Here is a 21,653-nt window from a genome sequence, read left to right as displayed (position 1 = left end):
CGGGTCAGGCCGGGGAGGGGGTCAGCCGGGTACGCGGACCGGCGCGCAGCACCCCGGAGGGCAGGCGTCGACCGGTCAGCTCCTCGGCCAGTTCGGCCACCTCGATCAGGGCGTCCAGGTCGATGCCGGTGTCGACGCCCATGTCGTGCAGCATGTGCACCGCCTCCTCGGTCGCCAGGTTGCCGCTGGCACCGGGCGCGTAGGGGCAGCCGCCGAGGCCACCCACACTGGCGTCGAACTCCGTGACACCCAGTTCCAGGGCGGTCAGCAGGTTGGCCAACGCGGTGCCCCGGGTGTTGTGGAAGTGCAGCAGCACCGGCACGTCCGCGTCGCGGTCGCGTACGGCGGTGACCAGGTCACGGACGCGTCGGGGCGTACCCATGCCGGTGGTGTCGCCGAACGCGACGCGGTCGGCGCCGTCGCGGACCACGCGCTCGACGATGGCGGCGACGCGGGCCGGGTCGACGTCGCCCTCGTAGGGGCAGCCGAAACTGGTCGCGATGATCACCTCGGCGGTGGCGTCGGCCCCGTGCAGCAGGTCGATCAGCTCGGCGATGTCGTCCAACGACTCGTCGGTGCCCCGGTTGACGTTGCGGCGGTTGTGCGTGTCGCTGGCCGAGACGACCACCTCGATCTCGGTGAAGCCGGCGGCCAGGGCCCGCTGCGCGCCCTTCGAGTTGGGCACCAACGCCGAGTAGCGGACCCCGTCCGCCTTCGCCGCCCGCTGCCACACCTCGTCGGCGTCGGCCATCTGCGGGATCGCCCGGGGGTGCACGAACGACACCGCTTCGATCCGCCGTACGCCGGTGCGGGAGAGCGCGTCGAGCAGGCGCACCTTGGCCCCGGTCGGGATCGGGTCCTCGTTCTGCAGCCCGTCGCGCGGCCCGACCTCGCGGATGGACACGGACGTCGGCAGCTCCGCCATCACGACATCACCTCACTGTGACACTTATCTGTCGCTGACCACCCAAGCATGTCACGTCAGGCGGTGACCGCCAGGGTCACGAGGTGCCCGTCCAGACGTCCCGGCGGCATCTCGTGACCCGGCGGGGTCAGCGCATCCGGGAGACGATGCCGGTGTCGTAGTCACCGGAGACGAACTCCGGGTTCTCCAGCAACTCGGCGAAGAACGGCAGGTTGTTCTTGGGACCGGCCAGCTCGAATCCGGCCACCGCCGCGCGGGCCCGGTCGATCGCCTCGGCCCGGGTGGGCGCGTCGACCACGAGCTTGGCCATCAGGCTGTCGTAGAACGGGGTCACGGTGTTGCCGGCGACGTAGCCGGAGTCGACGCGTACCCCGGCGCCGGTCGGCTCCACCCAGGTCCTGACCACGCCCGGTCCGGGCAGGAAACGCTTCGGGTCCTCGGCGTTGATCCGCAGTTCGATGGCGTGCCCGCGCGGCGTCAACGCGTCCGGGTCGAAGGTCGGCGCCAACCCGGCCGCCACCCGGAGCTGCTCCTCGACCAGGTCGAGGCCGTAGACCAGCTCGGTGACCGGGTGCTCCACCTGGAGCCGGGTGTTCATCTCCAGGAAGAAGAATTCTTCGGAGGTAGGGCTATCCCCGCTGAGATCCCGCTGACGCGGGACCAACAGGCACTCCACCGTGCCCGCGTTGCGGTACTTCACCGCCTCACCGGCCCGGACCGCCGCCGCCAGCAGGCGGGTACGCAACTCCGGCGAGACCGCCGGTGACGGCGACTCCTCGACCAGCTTCTGGTTGCGGCGCTGCACCGAACACTCGCGCTCGCCCAGCGCCACCACCCGACCGTCGGCCAGTCCGAGGATCTGCACCTCGACGTGACGTACCCGGGGGAAGTAGCGCTCGATCAGCACCGAACCGTCGCCGAACATCCGCTCGGCGAACGCGCGCACCTTGTCGTACTCGGTGTCCAGCGCGGCCTCGTCGACGGCCACACCCATGCCCATGCCGCCACCGCCCGCAGCGGCCTTCACCATCACCGGGTAGCCGATCTCGGCCGCCGCGGCGCGCGCCGCCGACAGGTCCCCCGCCGGTTCGGTGGTGCCCGGTGCCACCGGCACACCGGCTGCGGCCATCAGGTTCCGCGCATTGATCTTGTCGCCCATCGCGCTGATCGCGTCCGCGTCCGGTCCGACCCAGATCAGACCGGCCGCCTCCACCGCGCGGGCGAAGTCGGCGTTCTCCGACAGGAAGCCGTAGCCGGGGTGGATCGCCTGCGCCCCGGTCGACTCGGCGGCGGCGAGGATTGCCTCGGCGTTGCGGTAACTCTGCGCCGGGTTGGCCGGTCCGACACAGATCGCCTGGTCGGCTTCGGTGACGAACGGCAGGTCGGTGTCGGCCTCCGAGTGCACCGCGATCGCGCGCACCCCGAGCCGCTTGGCGGTACGGATGATCCGGCGGGCTATCTCACCTCGGTTGGCGACCAGCAACGACTCGATCATGCTTCCTCCGCGTTCCATTTTGTGGGACGCGGGCAAGCCAACCACGCCGCCCTGCATGTAAGGAAGGGTCCCCTGCTAACGCCTGCGGTATAGCAGGGGACCCCTCCTAACATCCAGGCCGAAAAGGATGCGAGCTGATGCGCGAGGGTACGGGTCAGGCCGGGTCGGTCGGGGCGAGCAGAGCGGCCAGGGTGGCGGCGCGCAGCAACTCGGCCCGGCGTCGACGGTCGACCTCACCGCCGAGGAACGGGGTCGAGTTCATCAGGCCGAAGGCGGCGTGCGCCAACACCCGCGCCTCACCGGCCGGCAGGCCGGGGTGCAGCGCGGTCAGCACGGTGACCCACTCCTCGACATAGAGGCGCTGGAGTCGACGGATACGCCGTCGAGGCTCCTCGGGCAGCCGGTCCAGCTCGTGCAGGTGCAACGCGATGACGGCCGGGTTGGCCAACGCGAAGTCGACGTGGAAGTCGATCAGCGACTCCAGGACCGCCCGTGGGTCGCCGGGATGCGCGGCGGACCGCTGTCGACCACCCTCCAGCAAGCCCTCACTCACCGGCACCAGCGCGGCGACCAGCATCGCCTCCTTGCCGGCGAAGTGGTGGTAAAGCGCCGGGCCGGTCACCCCGGCGGCCGCGCCGATGTCGTCCATCGACACGCCGTGGTAGCCACGGGAGGCGAACAGCCCCACCGCGATCTCCAGAATCTCGTCCTTGCGGGACCGGCGCCGTCCCGATCCCGTGGCCCCGCTGCTCCCGCTCCGGGCCTGCTGCTCCACCGTCACCGGGCCAGCGTAGACCCACCGGGGAAGAGACGTGGGCCCTTGGTTACCCGCCAGTCCGACTGCCGGGAAAGGCCCACGAATCCCCAGGTCGTCAGTGGTCGTGGTCCAGGTCGTGCTGCTTGCGCAGGTCGGTCGCCTCCGTCGAGCGACCCAACTCGTCCAACGCGCGGGCGAGCAGCCAGGCGGCCTGGGCCGTCGGCCTCGATCCGGTCGGCAGACCGCCGAGCACCTCGCGCAGCACCGGCTCCGCCTCGGCCGGTCGGCCCTGCCGCAGCAGCAGCTCGCCGCTGAGGATCTCGACCTGCGCCGCCTCGCCGAACGCCTCCACGGACCGCAGCCGGTGCGCGACCCCCGCCAGTCGGTCCAGCGCCTCGCCCTCCCGGTCGTCCCCGGCCAGCACCCGCGCCGCCGTCTCGGCCGCCAACGACACCTCGTAGATCACCGGAGGCTCCTCGGCGGCACCGGCCGTCAACTCGGCGGCGAGCCGGTCGGTCGCCTCGACCGCCCGCAGCGCACTGGCCGTCTCACCGGCCCAGAGGTACGCCGACGCCTCCCGACGACGGGCCCGCAGCTCGTCCAGGTGTTGGCCGGCCAGTTGGTAGGCCGAGGCGGCAGCCGCGAACTTCTGCCCCGCCGCCGCATCCCGGTCGGCCTGATAGAGGATGTCCCCGGCGTCTTCGAGCACCTGCGCCCGGTGCGGGAGATTGTCCGGCCCGTCGAGGTTCTCGGCGAGCCGGTCCAGCAGAGCCAGCGCCGGGTCGATCTCGCCCAGCCCCTGGTAGATACCGGCCAGCATGTGTCGGGCCGCATCGGCGTCCGCCTGGTGCCCGAGGCGATCCAGACCGGTCACCGCCTCCTCGGCCACCTCGGCCGCATCGCCGAGCCGCCCGGCTACCCGGTACGCCGTGGCCAACTCCCAGCGCAGGTAGGCGTCACCGGCCTCGCCCCGCTCGACGCAGAGCGCCACCGCCTCGGCGAAGTCCTCCACCGCCTCGTCGGCGCGCTGCGCCGCGATCAGCGCCCGGGCACGGGTCACCCGCGCCGGCAGGAGCAGCGCGTCCCCGGCGTGGGCCAGTGCCTCGTCGCACGCGGCGACCGCCTCAGCCGGATCCTGCGCGACGCGGGCGTGCGCCAGGGCGGCGGTGGCGATCAGCTCCGGGACCCCGGCCTCCTGTGCGAGCCGATGGGCCTGCTCCGCGCCGGCCCGGAAGGCGTCCTCGTCGTCGAGCTGTTCGAGGATGTGTGCCCGGTGCAGCGCGATCCGGGCCGCCAGGAACGGGTCTCCCGCGCCGTCGGCCGCCTGCTCCGAGGCGGCCAGCGCCTCCGGCCAGCGGGCCTGCTGTGCCAGCACCACCGCCAGCCGATCGTGCGCGGCGGCTCGCTGCCGGGCGTCACCGTGCTCGTCGAGGAAACCGGCGGCGGTGTGCGCCAGCGCGTACGCCTCCTCGTCCGGCTCGTCTCCCTGCGCCAGCAACGCGCCGAGACGGCTGGCGACGACCTGGGCGCGCGCCGGGTCGGCCAACTCCTCGTACGCCGCCATGGTCGTCCGGTTGACCGTCACCGCACCGGTCAGGTCCCCGGCGTCGACCAGCTCGGCGGCACGCAGTTCGCCCCGGAGGGCACGCTCGCGCGGCGACAGCTCCGCCTCGCCGAAGCGTTCCTCGAAGGCGGCCAGGACGGCACGCATACCGGGGCGGTCGTGCGACGACCAGCGCTGCTCGGCCAGCGCCAGCAACTCGCCCGCGTCCGCCTCGGCGGGTACGACGAACTCCACCGATCGGCGTGGTTCGGGCACCGTGACCTCGCGCGGCGGGACGGCCTCGGACGCCGACCCGGCGGCGGGAGCAGTGCCGGTGGTAGGAGCCGGGCGGGTGGTGGGCACCGGTCGACGCCGCAGGCTCGCGGAGAGGGGCAGGTGGTCACCGACCGGCGTGACGGCCAGTCGCCGGGCGATGCCCTCGGACTGGTTGCTGTTGCCGTTGCGGGTGTCGAACCGGGCGGCGATCCCGGTCGCCGTCTCGGTCAGCTCGGCGGCGAGCGCACCCACCGTCACCTCGTCGGCCGGCCGCTCACCGAAGGCGCGGCGGTGCACCGTCAGCGTCTGGTCGTCCACCTGCCGCAGCGCGGCGGCGGCGGATGCGGCGAAGTGCATCGCGGCACCCGGCGAGGGGGCACGGTCCAGCCAGTCCAGGTGCCGCTCGACGATCTCCAGCGCCCGCGCCTCGTTGCCGGTGAGCGTGCAGAACTCGATGTGCTCGCTGACGTCCCACAGGTCGGCGATGCTGCCCCGGTGCCGGCGGTACGCCTCCCGGTGCGCGTTGCGCGCCTCGTCGTGCCGACCACTGTGCAGGTATGCCGGCAGTAGCGCGGTGAGGATCCCCTGCGGCTGCTCGGTGCAGCTCAGCCGCCCACTGAGCACCGGCTCGGCCAGCGCCACGGCCTCATCGTGACGGCCGGTGCGGCTCAGGTGGTTGACCTGCGTGGTCGGGTCGCAGCCCGCGCAGTCGGAGAGCTGGTCACGAGGCGTGGTCAGCCACTTGCGGTACCACTCCTCGGCCTGCTCACGGTCACCCAGGTGGTCGGCCACCCGGTAGCGGTACTTGTACACGGCCTGGAGGCTGTGCCCACCCTCGCGGTAGCGCCGCTCCATGTCGTCGAGCACCGCGTGGGTGCGGTCCAACGGCACCTCGGGGAAGTTCAGCATCCCGTTGACCATGTGCTTGAAGTGCCAGAGCAGGTGTTGGGCGTACCGCTCGTGGTAGGGCTGCGGGTCCCTGTCGAACTCCGCCAGACACCAGGCGAAGACGACGAACGACTTGGCCGGCTCGCCACCGTAGATGTACGTGGTGATGCCCTGGATGCGGACCGCGAAGGCGAGGTGCCGGTCGTCGGCGGCGTCCGCCCGACGCAGCAGCTGCTCCAGCGCGGCGATCTGCCCGATGCCGTACGGCATCTCGCCGGTCTGGCGCAGCATCCGCCACAGGTCCTCGTCAGCCACGACGTCTCACTCCTGTCCAGGGACGGCCCGACCCAGCAGGCCGAGGAAAGAACTGTTGAGCAGGGCGGCGTCCGCCGCGCGGATGGGGTGGTGCCCGAGCAGCAACGCCTGCCCGTAGAGCGCCTCGACGGCGAGCCCGACCAGCTCCGGGTCACCCAGCGCGGTGATCCGACGCACCAACGGGTTGCGGTGGTTGAGCACGAGCTGCGGGCGGTCCGCCGGGGCGGAGGCGGCCAACGCGTCGAGTACGCCGCCCCACAGCTCGTCGGCCTTGTCGCGGCTCGCGGCGAGCTGGTCGGTGAACGCGGCCGAGCGGCTGAGCAGGTAGAGCGCCGGGAGCGAGGCCGGATCGTAGGCCCGGATCAGCACCTCGCAGCCGAGCCGTTCCAGGGCCCGGCCGGCGGCGGTGAGGAACGGCCGCAGCGCCAACTCGACGTGCGGTTCGAGGGCGTCGAACCGGGTGGTCAGGTCACTCGGTTCGAGCCGCTCGATGAGGACCGTACGGTCCACCGTGGGCAGTCGCTCGATCAGCTCGCTGTCGTACGTGTAGCCGCCGTTCACCACGGCCAGGTCCTGCGCGGCGGCGACGGCCGCGAGCTGGCGGAACTCGTCCAGGCTGGCGGCGTACCGGACCAGGCCGTAGCGCTGCCGGAACTCGGCCAGGGTGAGCGTGCCGACGTTGGTGTCCATCGGCCACCACTGGTCGACCAGGTTGAGCATCTCGTCGTCGTGCAGGGCGAGCGCCTTCACCCCGAGGTGGTGCACCTGGAGGAACTCGGCCAGCCGGTGCGGCTGGTGCTTGGCGAGCCGGACCAGCCAGCCACGGATCTGCGCGCCGAGCGACTCGCGCGTGCTGGTGAGCAGGGAGTCCTCGTAGAGCGCCTCGCGGCTGGCGGTGGGCCGCAGCTCGCTGGTGTCGATCACGCAGTGCGCGAAGAAGGCCCAGTCCGGCAGCAGGCCGTCGGCGTGCTCGGTCAGCAGCATCCGCTTGAGGTAGACCCGGTGACCGGCCCGGGCGGCCGGATTCACGGCCGTGGGCAGGATGAACGCCACTCCGGTCAGCCCGGCCTCCGGCGCCCGCAGCGGCACCACGTCGAACGGGTCGACGCCGAGCGTCTCGCGGGCGTACGCGATCAGGGCGGCGCGGTCCACGGTCGCACCCGGGCTGGTCGGCCAGGGCGGTTCCCCGGTGGTGGTGACCACGCTGCCGACCCGGACGGTCACCGGCAGCAGGCTGCCGTAGAGGCGGGCCAGCTCGGTGACGGTGGAGGTGGCGTACCACTGGTCGGCGTCGTGGCGCGGCACCAGGGTGACCGTGGTGCCGACCTCGGCACGTGCCTCCTGCGGCGGGGCCAGGCGCACCGCGTAGCGGCCGTCGGCGTAGCCGGTCCAGAGCACGGTGGGGTGGTCGCCGTTGCGGGTGACCACCCGGATCTCGTCGGCGACGAGGAAGCAGGAGAGCAGCCCGATGCCGAACTGGCCGAGGAACTCGTGGCGGGAGAAACCCAGCTCGTCCCGCTTCGAGCTGCGGCCGATGGTGGCCAGCAGCTCGTGCACCTGCTCCTCGGTCAGCCCGATACCGGTGTCGTGCACCCGCAGGGTGCCGTCGCCGGTCAGCTCGGGCGGCTCGATCCGGACCAGGGCCGGTGCGTCCGGCTCGGCGGCCCGACGTGCGGTGATCGCGTCCACCGCGTTCTGCATCAGCTCGCGGACGTAGACCCGTGGGCTGCCGTAGAGGTGATGACTGAGCAGGTCGACCACGCCACGCAGGTCCACCTGGAAGGTACGGTCCACGCCTTGTCCGCTCCCCGCTCCCGGATGTCGGCGCTCACCGTACCGGTGCGGGCCGACATCCGCGTGCCCGGTTCCTCAGCGAGACCTCGCCGGGTGGGCCACCTTATCGGACGCGCGTTGGTGGAGCCCGGAGAGCCGCAGGGCGACCCGTCGGCGCACCGGCGGCAGCGCCGCGAGCAGGCGCAGCAGCGCGTCCCGGGCCGGACGCCCGGCGGGCGGCACGGTGGCGAGCCGGGTCAGCCGGTCGGCGAAGCCGGCCACCTCGTGAGCGAGCGGGCGACGCCGGGCCGCGTACTCGTCCAGGAGGGTGTCGGGGCCCCCGGCCAGCACCGCCGACAGGGTCTCGCCGAGGTCGACGGCGTCGCAGATGCCGAGGTTCATGCCCTGCCCACCGGCCGGGCTGTGCACGTGCCCGGCGTCCCCGGCGAGCAGTGTCCGCCCTGCGCGAAAGGTCTCCGCGACGCGTCGGTGCAGCCGGAACCGCGAGGACCAGAGGACCTCCCGGACCTGGTCCGGCTGCCGTCGCGGGCCCCGCTCGTCGAGCAGTCGTTGCAGGTAGGGCCGGTCCGGCTCGGCGGGTGGGTCGGTCACGGTGGCGACCAGCCGCACCCGGTCGTCGGGCAGTGGAGCCCAGACCAGCGGACCGCCCCGGGCGAGGAAGACCGACGCGCCGTCGCGGGGCAGCGCGCTGTCCAGGTGTACGTCGGCCAGGACGAACGACTCCGCCGACCCGTCCGGCCCGGTGAAGGGGATACCGGCCAGCTCACGGACCGTGCTGTGGATGCCGTCGGCACCGACGACCCAGCGCGCCCGGACGGTCGCGTCGCCGAACTGCGCCACCACGCCGTCGGCGTCCTGACGCAGCCCGGTCAGCCGGTACGGCCGCAGCACCCGGCCGCCCGCCTCGGCCAGCCGCTCGGCGAGCACCTCCTCGGTGACGGACTGGGAGACCATCAGCGCGTACCGGTGACGGCTGGGCAGCCGGTCGAACGGCACGGTGACCAGCATCCGGTCCCGGTCGCGGACACTGAACCGGGCCGACCGCAGCCCGCGCGCGACCAGCGGCGCGCCGACGCCGACCCGGTCCAGCATCTCCAGGGTGTACGCGTGCACGACCGCCGCACGCGAGGTCACCGCCGGTGTCTCCCGCTGGTCGACCAGGGTGACCTCGACCCCCCGCCGGGCCATCGTGAGCGCGGCGGTCAGGCCGGTCGGTCCGGCTCCGACGATCAGGACGTCCGTGGTGGCGGGCAGCATGACGACCTCCCCCGATCCGATTGCCAACAAGCGTTGGCAAACACTTGTTGGCAACGCTAGGCGCCCCCGACGGAAGAAGTCAACACGTGTTGGCATACCGTCGTGCACATGACGGAAGGCGTACCGCAGAACGAGCCGGCACCCGGCGGTGGCCGCCCGCGCAACGCGGACGCGACCCGCGCGGCCATCCTGCGGGCCGCCCGCGAGCGCTTCGCGGCCGACGGCTACGACCGGGCGACGATCCGGGCCATCGCCGCCGACGCGCGCATCGACCCGTCCATGGTGATGCGCTACTACGGCAGCAAGGAGGGCCTGTTCGCGGCGGCGGCCGAGTTCGACCTGCGGCTACCGGACCTGAGCGGCACACCGGCCGACCGCCTCGGCGAGACGCTGGTCGGCTACTTCTTCACCCGCTGGGAGGGGGACACCACGCTGCCGGCGCTGCTGCGCACGGCCAGCACCAACCCGAGCGGCGCCGAGCGGGTACGCGACATCTTCGCCACCCAGCTCGGCACGGCCGTGGCCCGGGTGGTCGTCGACCCGACGGAAGCCCCACACCGCGCCGGCCTGGTCGCCAGCCAGCTACTCGGCGTGGCCCTGACGCGGTACGTCCTGCACCTGCCCCCCATGGTCGATCTCTCCCCACCCGACCTGGTCGCCTGGCTGGCCCCCACCATCCAGCGCTACCTCCGCGACCCGACGCCGAGCCGGTCATGAATGGGCCCGCTCAGAGCGTCCGGCAATGCCGGACGCCCTGAGTCGATCAAGAAGTTCTGGTCACAATCGGGCGGTGGGAGCCCCAAAACCTCTTGATCATCGCCGTGGAAAGGGCTTGGCGGGAAGGCTCACCTCGGGTCGGGGCCCTTGACGACAGGAGCCCGGACCAGGTTGCCCCACTCGGTCCACGAGCCGTCGTAGTTGCGTACGCGCGGGTACCCCAGCAGGTGCCGCAGCACGAACCAGGTGTGGCTGGACCGCTCGCCGATCCGGCAGTACGCGATCACGTCGTCGTCCGGGCTCAACCCGAGCTGGTCGGCGTAGATCGTCCTCAGCTCGTCGGCGGACTTGAAGGTGCCGTCGTCGTTGGCGGCGGACTTCCACGGCTTGCTCACCGCGCCCGGGATGTGCCCGCCGCGCAGCGCGCCCTCCTGCGGGTAGTCCGGCATGTGCAGCATCTCGCCGGTGTACTCACCCGGCGACCGCACGTCCACCAGCGGACGATCAGCGTCGACGTGCGCCGACACATCCTCCCGGAACGCGCGCACCGGCGCGTCGTCGCGCTGCGGCACCGGGTACTCCGCCCTCGGCCGGACCGGCTTGTCGCGGGTCAGCTCCCGCCCCTCGGCGATCCACTTCTGCCGACCGCCGTCGAGCAACCGCACGTCCCGGTGGCCGAAGGGGGTGAAGACCCAGAGGGCGTACGCGGCCCACCAGTTGAAGTTGTCGCCGTAGAAGACGACCGTGTCGTCACGGCCGATGCCCTTGGCCGCACACAACTCGGCGAACCGCTCGGCGTCCAGGTAGTCGCGGGTCACCTGGTCGTTCAGCTCCAGGTGCCAGTCGACCTTCACGGCACCGGGAATGTGGCCGGTGTCGTAGAGCAGCACGTCCTCGTCGGACTCGACCACGACGAGACCCTCGTCGCCGAGGTGCTCCGCCAGCCATTCGGTGGTCACCAGCCGTTGCGGGTCCGCGTACGACTGGAGTCGGGGATCGGGATCACTGGGCACAGACATGAGCCCCAAGGTACGCCGAGCACCCGCGTCCGCGCGGGGTTGTATGTAAGGAGGGGTCCCCTGCTAACGCCTCCGGTATAGCAGGGGACCCCTCCTAACAACATGCACCGAGCGGCAGCACCGCCCGGAGCACCCCAGTCGGGCCTTGCCCGTCGATCATGGAGTTATGGTGCGGCCAAAGCCACTAATATCCGCCCATACTGTCGACCACAACTCCATGATCGACGGGGCTGAACGGGGTGGGGCTGGGCAGGGTGCAGGTCAGTCGGGGAGGGGGCTGAGGGTGGGGCGTTTGGCGGTGCGGGTGTCGCCGGAGGAACGGCCGGTGAGGCGGCGCTTGAGCCAGGGCGCCAGGTGTTGACCGGCCCAGCGCACGTCAGCGGTACGGGCCGCCAACCACGGGCTCGGCGCCGGCCTCGGGGGTACGAGCAACCACTCCTCGTCGCAGCCGACGCCCAGCGCGTCGAGCACCTGGGCGGCCACCCGACGGTGACCGACCGGCGACAGGTGCAGCCGGTCGGTGCTCCAGAGCAGCGGGTTGAGGTACGTGTCGTCGGCGTACAGGTCGACCAGGATCGCGCCGTGCCGCTCGGCGGTCTCCCCGACGGCGCGGTTGAGCAGCTCGATGCGGGGTGCGATCAGCCGCTGCCCCGGCAGTCGGGCCATCACGTCGGCGAACCGGAACAGCACCACGTCGGAGCCGCCCGAACGCAGATCGCGGACGACCTCGTCGAAGCGGCCGACCAGCGCGGCCGGGTCGAAGTTGCGGCGCAGCACGTCGTTGCCGCCGGCGGCGAAGCTGATCAGGTCGGGCCTCATCGCCAACGCCGACGGCACCTGCTCGGCCACCACGTGTGGGAAGAGTCGACCGCGGATGGCCAGGTTGGCGTACCGGAACTCGGGCCCGGCCTCGGCGGCCAGCCGGGTGGCCACCAGATCCGCCCAGCCCCGGAACGTGCCGTCCGGGTACGAGTCGTCCAGGCCCTCGGTGAAGCTGTCCCCGACCGCGACGTAACTGCGCCAGCGCACTGCTCACTCCTCGAAGCTGCGGGTAAAGCTGCTGTGTGTGTAAGGAAGGGCACCTTATTAACGCCTGCGGTAGAGCAGGGGTCCCCTCCTAACACCTGGGAGTCTGGCACCGGCCGCATTCACCGGTCTGCCCCGCGCTCGCCGAACGTGGCAGACGTCATCCACCCGGCGACGCGGCGACGCGGCGGGCAGACGTCATCCCTCCACCGAGGCGGCGGGCAGCCGACAGCGGCCGGTGCAGGCGCGCGGCGGGTCGACCGCCGAGCGACGGTACGGCCCCCAGGCCACGAACCGGGCGAACAGCTCAGGCGGTGTCGGGCCGCCGTCCGGGTCGAGCCGGAACAGATCGTGTGTCGCCTCGAAGTACAGCCCGGACAGGTAGACGGCCAGGTCGAGCCAGCGGTCGTCGTACTCGACCCGGAGCAGCAGCCGCGCCTCCGCGCAGGGCCACGAGTGCCCGCAGGCCCGGCACAACCAGAGCGGACGCAGCGGCAGATGCTGCGGGCCGGACATCGGATGCTGCCGAGGCCGCTCGGCCGCCGGGCCACGACGCGGCACCGGGTACGACTTCGGGTGGGACATCTCGACCTCCGCCTCCGGGTGGGGCCGCCCCGGCACGGGGGAGGTGCCGGGACGGCCCCGGTGCAGTCCCACCCCGTCCCCGGTGGATGGGAGCAGGACCGCCGGGTCACATTCTGCTGACCGGACGACTACTGTCGGAAGGCATCGACACCGGCCGTGGCGATGGTGGGGCCGGGCCGGGCATCCGTCCGAGCGGCCGAGAATTCGTGGAGGCAGTGTGGAATCCGAGCCGACCGCCGAACTGATCCGGGCACAGTTGCGCAGGCTGCGACTTTCGGCCGACCTGACCCAGGAGGATTTCGGCAAGTTGGTGCACTTCTCCGGCTCGCAGGTCTCCGCGATCGAGCTGGGGCAACGCCCGTTCGACCGGCTCTTCCTCAAGCGGGCCGACGAGGTGTTGCACAGCGACGGCCTGTTGTCGGGGCTGCTACGCATCGCCGAACTGCACGGCCAGCCGAACTGGCTACGCCCCTGGCTGGACGCCGAGCGCAACGCGCGGCAGTTGCGCTGCTACCACCCGACGCTGATCCCCGGCCTGCTCCAGACCGAGCACTACGCCCGCGCGGTGATCCAGTCCGACGACATGCTCAACGATGAAGAGATCGAACGGCGGTTGGCGGTACGGATGGATCGTCAGGCGATCCTCGCCCAGCCGAATCCACCGGCCCTCATTGCGGTGATCGAGGAGACCACCCTGCGCCGAGCTGACGAGAGCTTCCGAAGCATCATGACTCAGCAGATCAGCCACCTGCTCGAATGCGTCAAGCGCGGGGGCGTGCTGGTGCACCTCATTCCTGCCGAGGCAACCGTCCATGTTGGACACGCTGGACCGATCACCTTAGCCCGAGGGGTCGAGGGTGAGTGGCTGGGGCATCTGGAGAACCATGTCGGCGGCGCGACCATCGACCGTGACGAGCAGATCGATACCCTGCTGGTGAGGTGGGAGGGTGTCCGCAGCGTCGCTCTCTCCAAAGGACAGTCCGAAGCCCTGATGAAGGAAGTGATGGAGTCATGGTCCACGATCTGACCGGCGCAGCCTGGCGCAAGTCCACCCGCAGCGCGAGCGGCGAATGCATCGAGGTAGCCGACAACCTTCCCGGCATCGTCGGCGTCCGCGACAGCAAGGACGCCACCGGCCCGGCGCTCGTCTTCACCCCGACCGCCTGGCACGCCTTCATCGCCAAGACCAAGCGCCCCTGAACCCGAACAGCAGAGAGGTCAGGTCAGCGACGTCACCTGCATGATCGCGTCGGCGAAGGCCCTCGGCGCTTCCTGCGGCAGGTTGTGCCCGATGCCGCCGCTGATCGTGCGGTGCTCGTACGGGCCGGTGAACTGCTTGGCGTACACCTGAGGTTCCAGGTGGGGTGCGCCGTTGGCGTCGCCTTCGAGGCTGATGGTGGGCACCGTGACGGCGGGCTTGTCGGCCAGCCGGTCTTCCAGGTCGGCGTACTGCGGTTCGCCGTCGGCCAGGCCCATCCGCCAGCGATAGTTGTGGATCACGATGTCGACGTGGTCGGGGTTGTCGAGGGAGGCCATGCTCCGGTCGAACGTGGCGTCGTCGAAGGTCCACTGCGGGGACGCCGTCCGCCAGATCAGTTTGGCGAAGTCCCGCAGGTTGCGGGCGTACCCCTGACGGCCCCGGTCGGTGGCGAAGTAGAACTGGTACCACCAGGCGTGCTCGGCCGCAGGGGGCAAGGGTGCCTTGCCCGACTCCTGACCGTCGATCAGGTAGCCACTCACCGCGACCAGGCCGGCGCAGCGGTCCGGCCAGAGGGCGGCCACGATGTCGGCGGTGCGGGCACCCCAGTCGAACCCGGCCACCGTCGCCTGCGGCACGTCGAGGGCGTCCAGGAACGCGACGGCGTCGCAGGCCATGGCCGCCGGTTCGCCGTTGCGGACGGCGTCGGGCGAGCGGAAGCTCGTCGTGCCGTAGCCGCGTAGGTGTGGCACGAGCACGCGGTGGCCGGCGTCGGTGAGCAGCGGTACCACCTCGGCGAAGCTGTGGATGTCGTACGGCCAGCCGTGCAGGAGCAGGACGACCGGTCCGTCCGGCGGTCCGGCGTCGACGTACCCGACGTTCAGGACACCCGCGTCGATCTGCCGCACGTCATCGAACAAGGTCCCGCTCCTCGCCCTCGATCACCGACCGCTCCCTCCGGACGGTAGGGCGCGAGGGAAGGCGACGACGACGGTTCCGGCAAGGAGGCGGGAGTCGCTGCGGCGCTGACTACAATCCCGCGTCGACGTTGGCCCGCAGCAGGGCGAGCAGCCCGTGACCGTCCTCGATCCAGACATCCGGCGCCAGCTCCGGCGCGTCGGGTTCGCGGTCGGTGCGCGGCGAGCGCATCAGGACCGCCGCCCCGACACCGGCCCGCCGCGCGCAGGCGATGTCCCGGTGCAGGCTGTCACCGACGAACCAACACCGATCCACCGGTACGCCGATGGCGTCGGCGGCCAACGCGGCGAAGCGCGGGTTCGGCTTCCGCAGCCCCGTCTCGTCGCTGTAGAACTCGGCGACGAAGCGGCCGGAGAGTCCGGCGGCGGCCAGGAAGTCGCGGTGGGCGGCACCGCAGAGCGCGTTGCTGACCACGGCCATCGGCACTCCCGCCTCGGCGGCGGCGGCCAACGCCTCGGGGATGCCGGGCCGCACCTGCCACTCCGTGCGCCACGTCGACGCGTACGCCAGCGGGGTGGCCTGCCGTGCGACGGCGGCCCGGGCCGGTTCGGGCCAGCCGTGGGTGACGAAGTCCGCCCACACCCGGTCGTGCGTCAGCTCCATCGGCTCAGCCGAGACGCCGGTCTCGTCCCGCCACCGCCCGTACGCCCGCGCACCCGAGGTCAGGTCGGCCGCGATCCGCTCGTCCGGCAGGACACCGTCGATCACCTCGGACATCCGCCGGACGACCTCCGGCGACGCCCATCCGTTCCCCGGCGCGTCCGCCAGTACGCCCCCGAAATCCAGCAACAGTCCGCCCGGCGCCCGCATCATGCCCCCATCCTCGCCCAGACCGTCACCGGCGACGGGCCCGGTGTGGAGATCCGCCGATCCGCACCGGTCAGGGACGTACCCGGCTCAGCGCCCAGGCGACGAGACCGGTCACCACGCCCACGATGACCCCGGTGAAGACGCTGCTGATGGTGGCGAAGAACCGGATGACGACCGTCTGTACTCCCGGTGCCAGGTCGGTGAGGTTGCCGCCGAGCGTCGGCGGTTCGTCGAAGGCGACGTCCCAGAGGAGCTGGTGGGTGACCGCCAGCAGGACGCCGTAGCAGAGACCGACCGCGAGCAGGGTCAGGAACGGGTTGGGTACCCTCCGGACCAGCGCCACCGTGATCCAGACGACCGGCGGTACGACCACCAGCAGCAGGTTGACGAAGGTGCGCTCGTGCACCAGGCCCAGGTCGTGCAACACCACCCTGGGCAGGCCGAGCAGGGCCAACCCGAACAGGGCGAGCAGCGGCAGACCGAGCATGGAGCGGTGCGACGAGGTAGCGGTCATGCCGGCAACGCTAGGGACGGCCGGGTCGCCTGCCATCCGCACGCGGACCCGATCGCGGTACGTCGGGAGGCGACCCCGGACGTCGCCCCGCGACGACTCCGGAGCGCCCCGTCCGCGCCGTACGCTGGGCCGGTGAGCGGTCAGCCGAGCCAGTCTGCGGTACGCCGGGTCCGGCCCTGGCTCACCGACGTCCTGCTCGGCGTGGGCGTCACCGCCGTCGTCTCGGTGGTCATCACCGCCAACGAGGGTGGGCGGCAGGAGCCGGACCGGATCGCCTACCTGTGGGCGGTCGGTCTCGGCGCGCTGATGCTGGCCCGCCGCCGCTACCCGGTGGCGGTGCTCGCCGTCACGGTGCTCGGCCTGTTCGCCTACTACGCCGCCGGCTACCCGGCGGTCGGTCTGGCCGTGCCGGTCGCCGCCGCCCTCTTCTCCGCCGCCGAGCAGGGCCGCCTCGCTGCCTCGATCACCGGTGCCGTGGTGGTGGTCGTCGTGTCCGTGGTCGTCCGTCTCGCCGAGGGGCAGAACTTCTCCTTCGTCGTCGGCTACGAGCTGGCCGGTCACGTACTGCTGATGGGTGCGGCGATCGCGCTCGGCGACAGCCTGCGGTCCCGGCGGGCCGCGCAGGCCGACGCGCGACGGATCGCCGAGCTGACCGGGGAGCGCTACCGGCAGGAGGCGGACGCCCGGGTGCAGGGTGAGCGGCTCGCGATCGCCCGGGACCTGCACGACTCGCTCGGCCACACCACCTCGGTGATCGCGCTGCACGCCGACGTCGCCCGGGAGGCGCTGGGCCGCGACGAGGAGGCCACCCGGTCGGCCCTGGAGCTGATCCGCGCCACCGCCCGCCGGAGCATGGACGACCTGCGGCGGACCGTGGCCCTTCTCCGTCGGGACGACGACCCGGCCCGCACGGTCGTGTCGCTGGCGCACCTCGACGCGGTGGCCGGGGCGGCCGGTGCCGCCGGGTTCGACGTCGACGTGCGGGTCGACCTGCACTCCGCGCTGCCGGCGCCGGTGGAGGCCGCCGCATACCGGATCGTCCAGGAGGCGGTCACCAACGTGGTCCGGCACTCGGCGGGCAGCCGGGTGGAGATCCACGTCGCGCAGGACGACCGGCAGGTGACGGTGTCGGTCACCGACTCCGGCGCGGACCGGCGGAGCACCGACCGCGCGGCGGACAGCGGGCACGGCATCGCCGGGATGCGGGAGCGGGCCCAGAGCCTCGGCGGCTCACTCACCGCCGAGCACCAGCCCACCGGTTTCGCCGTACGGGCCGAACTGCCGTGGGCGGGTACGACGTGACGACCGTGCTCGTGGTCGACGACCAGGACCTGGTCCGGGCCGGGATCCGCACGCTGCTGGAGTCCGACGCGCGGATCCGCGTCGTCGGGGAGGCCGCCGACGGCCGCACCGGCCTGCACCTGGCCCGCCGGTTGCGGCCGGACGTGGTGCTGATGGACATCCGGATGCCGATCCTGGACGGGTTGGCCGCCACCGCCGCGATCCGCGCCGACGAGACGCTGACCGGGACGCGCGTGCTGATCCTCACCACCTTCGACGACGACGAGGACATCGTCGAGGCGGTCCGGCTCGGTGCCGCCGGGTACCTGCTCAAGGACACCGGCTCGGACGACCTGCGGCGAGCCGTGCACACCGCCGCAGCCGGTGGGAACCTGCTGTCGCCCACCGTCACCCGCCGGGTGATGGAACAGCTCGCCGCCGTTCCCCGGCTGCCGCCGCCGGACCCTCGACTGGCCGTGCTCACCGAGCGGGAACGGGCCGTGCTGGCCCGGGTCGGGCTGGGCGAGTCCAACGACGAGATCGGCCGGGCGCTGTTCATCAGCCCGGCCACCGCCCGCACGTACGTCAGTCGCCTGCTGGCCAAGCTGGACGCCCGGGACCGCACCGCGTTGGCCGTCATCGCCCATCGCGCCGGGCTCGACGACCCTGGCCACGCCTAATCGGATCGCCGTCGGGCACCCCGGGTCGTACGCTGCGGCCATGCTGCTGCGCATGTCGACCACGCTGATCCGGACGCTGCGCGAGGACCCGGCCGACGCGGAGGTGCCGAGTCACCGGTTGCTGCTGCGCGCCGGTTACCTGCGCCGAGCCGCCCCCGGCGGGTACACCTGGCTGCCGCTGGGCAAGCTGGTGCTGGACCGGGTCGCCGAGATCGTCCGGGCCGAGATGGCCGCGATCGGTGACCAGGAGGTGCACTTCCCGGCGCTGCTGCCGGCCGAGCCGTACCGCACCAGCGGACGGTGGACCGAGTACGGCGACGACATCTTCACGCTGGCCGACCGCCGTGGTGCCGAGCACCTGCTCGCCCCCACCCACGAGGAGTTGGCCGCGCTGCTGGTGAAGGACCTGTTCACCTCCTACCGCGACTTCCCGGTCACGTTGTTCCAGATCCAGACCAAGTTCCGCGACGAGGCCCGGCCCCGTGCCGGACTGCTGCGCGGACGCGAATTCCTGATGAAGGACGCGTACTCCTTCGACCTGGACGAGGCGGGGCTGCGCGCAGCGTACGACCGGCACCGGGACGCGTACCGGCGGGTCTTCGACCGGCTGGGCCTGGAGTACACGGTGGTGCACGCGACGTCGGGGGCGATGGGCGGTTCCGCCTCGGAGGAGTTCCTGGCCATCGCGCCGGTCGGCGAGGACACCTTCGTGGGCTGCACGGACTGCCACTACGCGGCCAACACCGAGGCGGTGACGACGCCCGCCCCGGCGGCCGGTGACCCGCTGGCCCAGCCGCCCGCCGAGGTGCACGACACCCCGGAGACGCCCACCATCGCCAGCCTGGTCGCGCTGGCCAACGACCGTCGACTCGCCGGACGCGACGACTGGACCGCCGCCGACACCCTCAAGAACGTCGTGCTGACCGTACGCCGACCCGGCGTTCATGAAACCGAACTGCTCGTCATCGGCGTGCCCGGTGACCGCGAGGTCGACCTCAAACGGCTCGCCGCGGTGCTGGCACCGGCCACCGTGGACGTCTTCGACGCCTGGGACGAGCGGCCCGACCTGGTCCGCGGCTACATCGGGCCGCAGGTCTTCGACAAACTCGGCATCCGCTATCTGGTCGACCCCCGGGTGGCGCCGGGCACCGCCTGGCTGACCGGGGCGAACGAGCCGGGGCGGCACGCCACGAACGTGGTCTGTGGCCGCGACTTCACCCCGAACGGCACCGTCGAAGCCGCCGACGTACGCCCCGGCGACCCCTGCCCCGCCTGCGTCGGCGGAAGCCTGACCATGCGTCGGGGCATCGAGATCGGACACATCTTCCAACTCGGCCGCCGCTACACCGACGCCTTCACGGTCGACGTCCTCGGACCGCAGGGCAAGCCGGTACGCCCCACCATGGGCTGCTACGGCATCGGGGTGTCCCGGGCGGTGGCCGCGATCGCCGAGCAGCACCACGACGACCGGGGACTGGTCTGGCCGGCGGCGATCGCCCCCTGCGACGTACACCTGGTGGCGGCCGGCAAGGGTCCGCAGGTCGAGGCGGCGCTCGACCTCGGCACCCGACTCGCCGCCGCCGGTCTGCGGGTGCTGGTGGACGACCGGGCGGGAGTCTCCGCCGGGGTGAAGTTCACCGACGCCGAGCTGATCGGCATCCCGCGCACCGTCGTGGTCGGCCGCCGCCTGGCCGACGGGTACGTCGAACTCCGTGACCGGTCCACCGGGGAACGTGCCGAGATCCTGGTAGGCGACCTGACGGAGCGTCTCGTTGAGGAGGTAGGCCGGAACGTGGTGTAGCAGTCACGTAACCGGGTAACGCATCCCGATCGGCAGAAGGTGTTCTGGAGGCTCTCATGACCGAGTATCGGGTCGTCGACGTGATGACCAAACAGGTGATCTACCTGTCGGCGGAGACCACACTGGACGAGGCCGCCCGGGTGATGCGGGACGCCGACATCGGCGACGTGGTGGTGACCGACGGTGCCGAACTGGCCGGCATCCTGACCGACCGGGACATCGTGGTCCGCGCGGTGGCGGAGAACGCCAGCGCGACGACCACCACCATCGGCGCGATCCTCACCCGCGAGGTGGTGATGATCGAGCAGTTCTGCACCGCCGCGAAGGCAGCCGCCCTGATGCGCGAGCGCGGTATCCGCCGCATCCTCGTCTGCGACCACGAACGCAAACTGGTCGGCATCGTCTCCCTCGGCGACCTGGCGATGCAGCTCGACCCCACCTCCGCCCTCAGCGAGATCAGCGAACAGGCCCCCCAGGTGTGACAGGTGTCAGAAAGCGACAGGTGTAAGGAAGGGCCCCTTTCTAACGCCTGCGGTAGAGAAGGGGTCCCCTGCTAACACCCGGGTGCACCCGCGACCACGGCCGTGGGCGCGACCGCAGTGCCGCGCCTGGCGCCGGTAGCCTGGCGGGATGCCCGAGATGCCGAGCAAGCTGGCGGAGATCGTCGACGAGTTCGCCTCCGCACCCCGTGACGTGGTGCTGGAGATGCTGCTGGAGTACTCCGACGCGGTGCCGCCGCTGCCCGCCGACCAGACCGGGCACGAGGGCATGGAGCAGGTGCCGGAGTGCCAGACGTCGTTCTTCCTCCGCGCCGAGGTGACGCCCGAGGGCACCGTGCGCACCCTGTTCGACTGCCCGCCGGAGGCGCCCACCACCCGCGCGTTCGCCGGCATCCTCGCCGAGGGGCTGGCCGGTGCGAGCCCGGAGCAGGTGCTCGCCGTCCCGGACGACCTGTACCAGCGGATGGGTCTGGCGCAGGCGATCAGCCCGCTACGCGTACGCGGCGGCAACGCCATCCTCGCCCGACTCAAGCGGCAGGTCCGCGAGCAGGTCGGCTGACCTGCCCTGCTCCCACGGCAGGTCCGGGAGCGGGCCGGATCACTCCATCGGCAGGTACGGGAACAGATCGGCGTACCGGCGGGTTGTCTCCGGTCATGGAGATCGACATCTACGCCGACGTGGTCTGTCCCTGGTGCTGGATCGGCCTGCGTCGCCTGGAGGAGGCCCTCGCCTCGTACGACGGTGAGGTCACCGTCCGGCATCGCCCCTTCCAACTCGACCCGTCCCCGGTGACCGCGCCGGTGCCGCTGCTCGACGCGCTGGCCGCCAAGTTCGGCGGCCCGGAGCAGGCCCAGCAGATGGCCGCCCAGGTCGCCGAGATCGGTACGAGCGTCGGGTTGGAGCTGAACTTCTCGCGGGCGATCGCGGCCAACACGTTCGAGGCGCACCGACTGATCGACTGGGCGTCCGAGCGGGGTCGCGGCACCGAGACGGTGAACGCCCTGCACAAGGCCCACTTCACCGACGGCGTGGACATCGGCGACCGGGCGGCGCTCGCCGAGATCGCCACCGGTGTCGGGCTGGACGGCGCGGAAGCCCGCCGCTTCCTCGACTCCGATGAGGGCGTCCCCGCCCTCGACGAGGAGCTGACCGAGGCGCGGCAGCTCGGCATCACCAGCGTGCCGACCTTCGTGTTCGCCGGGAAGTACGCCGTCTCCGGCGCCCAGGACCCGGCCACCCTGCTCGCCGCCCTCAGCGAGGTCGCGGAACGTGAGGCCGCCGGCTCCTGATCCA

At 71.9% G+C, this 21,653-nt stretch carries 21 protein-coding genes; 9 read left to right on the top strand and 12 right to left on the bottom strand.

Translation table 11 applies throughout. The features are described from left to right. Positions 1-4 precede the first annotated feature (4 nt). From HUT12_RS00175 to HUT12_RS00150, 6 genes are all read right to left on the bottom strand, one after another. Positions 5-925, bottom strand: coding sequence for a hydroxymethylglutaryl-CoA lyase (locus tag HUT12_RS00175; RefSeq protein WP_176092201.1), 921 nt, complete (start codon positions 923-925; stop codon positions 5-7). Between the two features lie 127 nt (positions 926-1,052). Continuing rightward, positions 1,053-2,420, bottom strand: a complete 1,368-nt coding sequence (locus HUT12_RS00170) for an acetyl/propionyl/methylcrotonyl-CoA carboxylase subunit alpha (protein WP_176092200.1) — start codon at positions 2,418-2,420, stop codon at positions 1,053-1,055. Between the two features lie 154 nt (positions 2,421-2,574). Further along, positions 2,575-3,201, bottom strand: a complete 627-nt coding sequence (locus HUT12_RS00165; RefSeq protein ID WP_131053726.1) for a TetR/AcrR family transcriptional regulator — start codon at positions 3,199-3,201, stop codon at positions 2,575-2,577. 91 nt (positions 3,202-3,292) lie between these two features. Beyond that, positions 3,293-6,199 carry a hypothetical protein gene (locus HUT12_RS00160; protein ID WP_176092199.1) on the bottom strand — a complete coding sequence of 969 codons (2,907 nt, stop codon included), beginning with the start codon at positions 6,197-6,199 and terminating at the stop codon, positions 3,293-3,295. A 6-nt stretch (positions 6,200-6,205) separates the two neighbouring features. Beyond that, positions 6,206-7,993, bottom strand: coding sequence for an HSP90 family protein (locus HUT12_RS00155; RefSeq protein WP_131053724.1), 1,788 nt, complete (start codon positions 7,991-7,993; stop codon positions 6,206-6,208). Positions 7,994-8,068: 75 nt separating this feature from the next. Then, positions 8,069-9,250, bottom strand: coding sequence for an FAD-dependent oxidoreductase (locus HUT12_RS00150; RefSeq protein WP_176092198.1), 1,182 nt, complete (start codon positions 9,248-9,250; stop codon positions 8,069-8,071). A 108-nt stretch (positions 9,251-9,358) separates the two neighbouring features. On the opposite strand from HUT12_RS00150, the gene HUT12_RS00145 reads away from it, so the two are divergent. Next, entirely contained in the window at positions 9,359-9,967 is a 609-nt protein-coding gene (locus HUT12_RS00145; protein ID WP_131052548.1) for a TetR family transcriptional regulator, read from the top strand. A 128-nt stretch (positions 9,968-10,095) separates the two neighbouring features. On the opposite strand, the gene HUT12_RS00140 is transcribed toward HUT12_RS00145, so the two are convergent. From HUT12_RS00140 to HUT12_RS00130, 3 genes are all read right to left on the bottom strand, one after another. Then, the gene (locus HUT12_RS00140; protein ID WP_176092197.1) at positions 10,096-10,986 is read right to left on the bottom strand and encodes a sulfurtransferase; all 891 of its coding nucleotides are present in this window, start codon (positions 10,984-10,986) and stop codon (positions 10,096-10,098) included. Positions 10,987-11,247: 261 nt separating this feature from the next. Then, positions 11,248-12,015, bottom strand: a complete 768-nt coding sequence (locus tag HUT12_RS00135; RefSeq protein WP_131052546.1) for an SGNH/GDSL hydrolase family protein — start codon at positions 12,013-12,015, stop codon at positions 11,248-11,250. Between the two features lie 195 nt (positions 12,016-12,210). Continuing rightward, positions 12,211-12,597, bottom strand: a complete 387-nt coding sequence (locus HUT12_RS00130; protein ID WP_131052545.1) for a hypothetical protein — start codon at positions 12,595-12,597, stop codon at positions 12,211-12,213. 217 nt (positions 12,598-12,814) lie between these two features. Between HUT12_RS00130 and HUT12_RS00125 the strand changes: the two genes are divergently transcribed. Both HUT12_RS00125 and HUT12_RS00120 read left to right on the top strand, forming a co-directional pair. Further along, positions 12,815-13,624: a helix-turn-helix transcriptional regulator gene (locus HUT12_RS00125; protein WP_176092196.1), complete on the top strand. Its 810-nt coding sequence runs from the start codon at positions 12,815-12,817 to the stop codon at positions 13,622-13,624. Then, on the top strand, positions 13,609-13,797 hold the full coding sequence (locus HUT12_RS00120) for a DUF397 domain-containing protein (RefSeq protein ID WP_176092195.1): 189 nt from the start codon (positions 13,609-13,611) through the stop codon (positions 13,795-13,797). Before HUT12_RS00125 ends, HUT12_RS00120 begins: the two co-directional genes overlap by 16 nt. Before the next feature lie 18 nt (positions 13,798-13,815). Here the strand turns inward: HUT12_RS00120 and HUT12_RS00115 are convergent, their stop codons facing one another. The 3 genes from HUT12_RS00115 to HUT12_RS00105 all read right to left on the bottom strand — a co-directional run bounded on the left by HUT12_RS00115 (position 13,816) and on the right by HUT12_RS00105 (position 16,097). Then, the gene (locus tag HUT12_RS00115) at positions 13,816-14,715 is read right to left on the bottom strand and encodes an alpha/beta fold hydrolase (protein ID WP_131052542.1); all 900 of its coding nucleotides are present in this window, start codon (positions 14,713-14,715) and stop codon (positions 13,816-13,818) included. Between the two features lie 109 nt (positions 14,716-14,824). Beyond that, complete coding sequence (locus HUT12_RS00110; RefSeq protein ID WP_176092194.1) at positions 14,825-15,586, bottom strand: HAD family hydrolase; 762 nt, start codon at positions 15,584-15,586, stop codon at positions 14,825-14,827. Positions 15,587-15,653: 67 nt separating this feature from the next. Then, positions 15,654-16,097: a hypothetical protein gene (locus HUT12_RS00105; RefSeq protein ID WP_176092193.1), complete on the bottom strand. Its 444-nt coding sequence runs from the start codon at positions 16,095-16,097 to the stop codon at positions 15,654-15,656. Between the two features lie 132 nt (positions 16,098-16,229). Here HUT12_RS00105 and HUT12_RS00100 point away from each other — a divergent pair, with 132 nt between their 5' ends. The 6 genes from HUT12_RS00100 to HUT12_RS00075 all read left to right on the top strand — a co-directional run bounded on the left by HUT12_RS00100 (position 16,230) and on the right by HUT12_RS00075 (position 21,649). After that, on the top strand, positions 16,230-17,399 hold the full coding sequence (locus HUT12_RS00100; RefSeq protein WP_176092192.1) for a sensor histidine kinase: 1,170 nt from the start codon (positions 16,230-16,232) through the stop codon (positions 17,397-17,399). Then, positions 17,396-18,058 carry a response regulator transcription factor gene (locus HUT12_RS00095; protein WP_176092191.1) on the top strand — a complete coding sequence of 221 codons (663 nt, stop codon included), beginning with the start codon at positions 17,396-17,398 and terminating at the stop codon, positions 18,056-18,058. Before HUT12_RS00100 ends, HUT12_RS00095 begins: the two co-directional genes overlap by 4 nt. Before the next feature lie 40 nt (positions 18,059-18,098). Further along, positions 18,099-19,859, top strand: coding sequence for a proline--tRNA ligase (locus HUT12_RS00090; RefSeq protein WP_176092190.1), 1,761 nt, complete (start codon positions 18,099-18,101; stop codon positions 19,857-19,859). Between the two features lie 56 nt (positions 19,860-19,915). Further along, positions 19,916-20,341: a CBS domain-containing protein gene (locus HUT12_RS00085; RefSeq protein ID WP_176092189.1), complete on the top strand. Its 426-nt coding sequence runs from the start codon at positions 19,916-19,918 to the stop codon at positions 20,339-20,341. A 148-nt stretch (positions 20,342-20,489) separates the two neighbouring features. Continuing rightward, positions 20,490-20,918, top strand: coding sequence for a SufE family protein (locus HUT12_RS00080; protein WP_131052535.1), 429 nt, complete (start codon positions 20,490-20,492; stop codon positions 20,916-20,918). Between the two features lie 38 nt (positions 20,919-20,956). Next, positions 20,957-21,649, top strand: a complete 693-nt coding sequence (locus tag HUT12_RS00075) for a DsbA family oxidoreductase (RefSeq protein WP_357214751.1) — start codon at positions 20,957-20,959, stop codon at positions 21,647-21,649. The last annotated feature ends 4 nt before the right edge of the window (positions 21,650-21,653 follow it).

This window comes from Verrucosispora sp. NA02020 (assembly GCF_013364215.1).
Lineage (GTDB): Bacteria > Actinomycetota > Actinomycetes > Mycobacteriales > Micromonosporaceae > Micromonospora.
The sequence above is the reverse complement of the archived record's forward strand: the minus strand, read 5'-3'. Positions and strand labels throughout refer to the sequence as shown.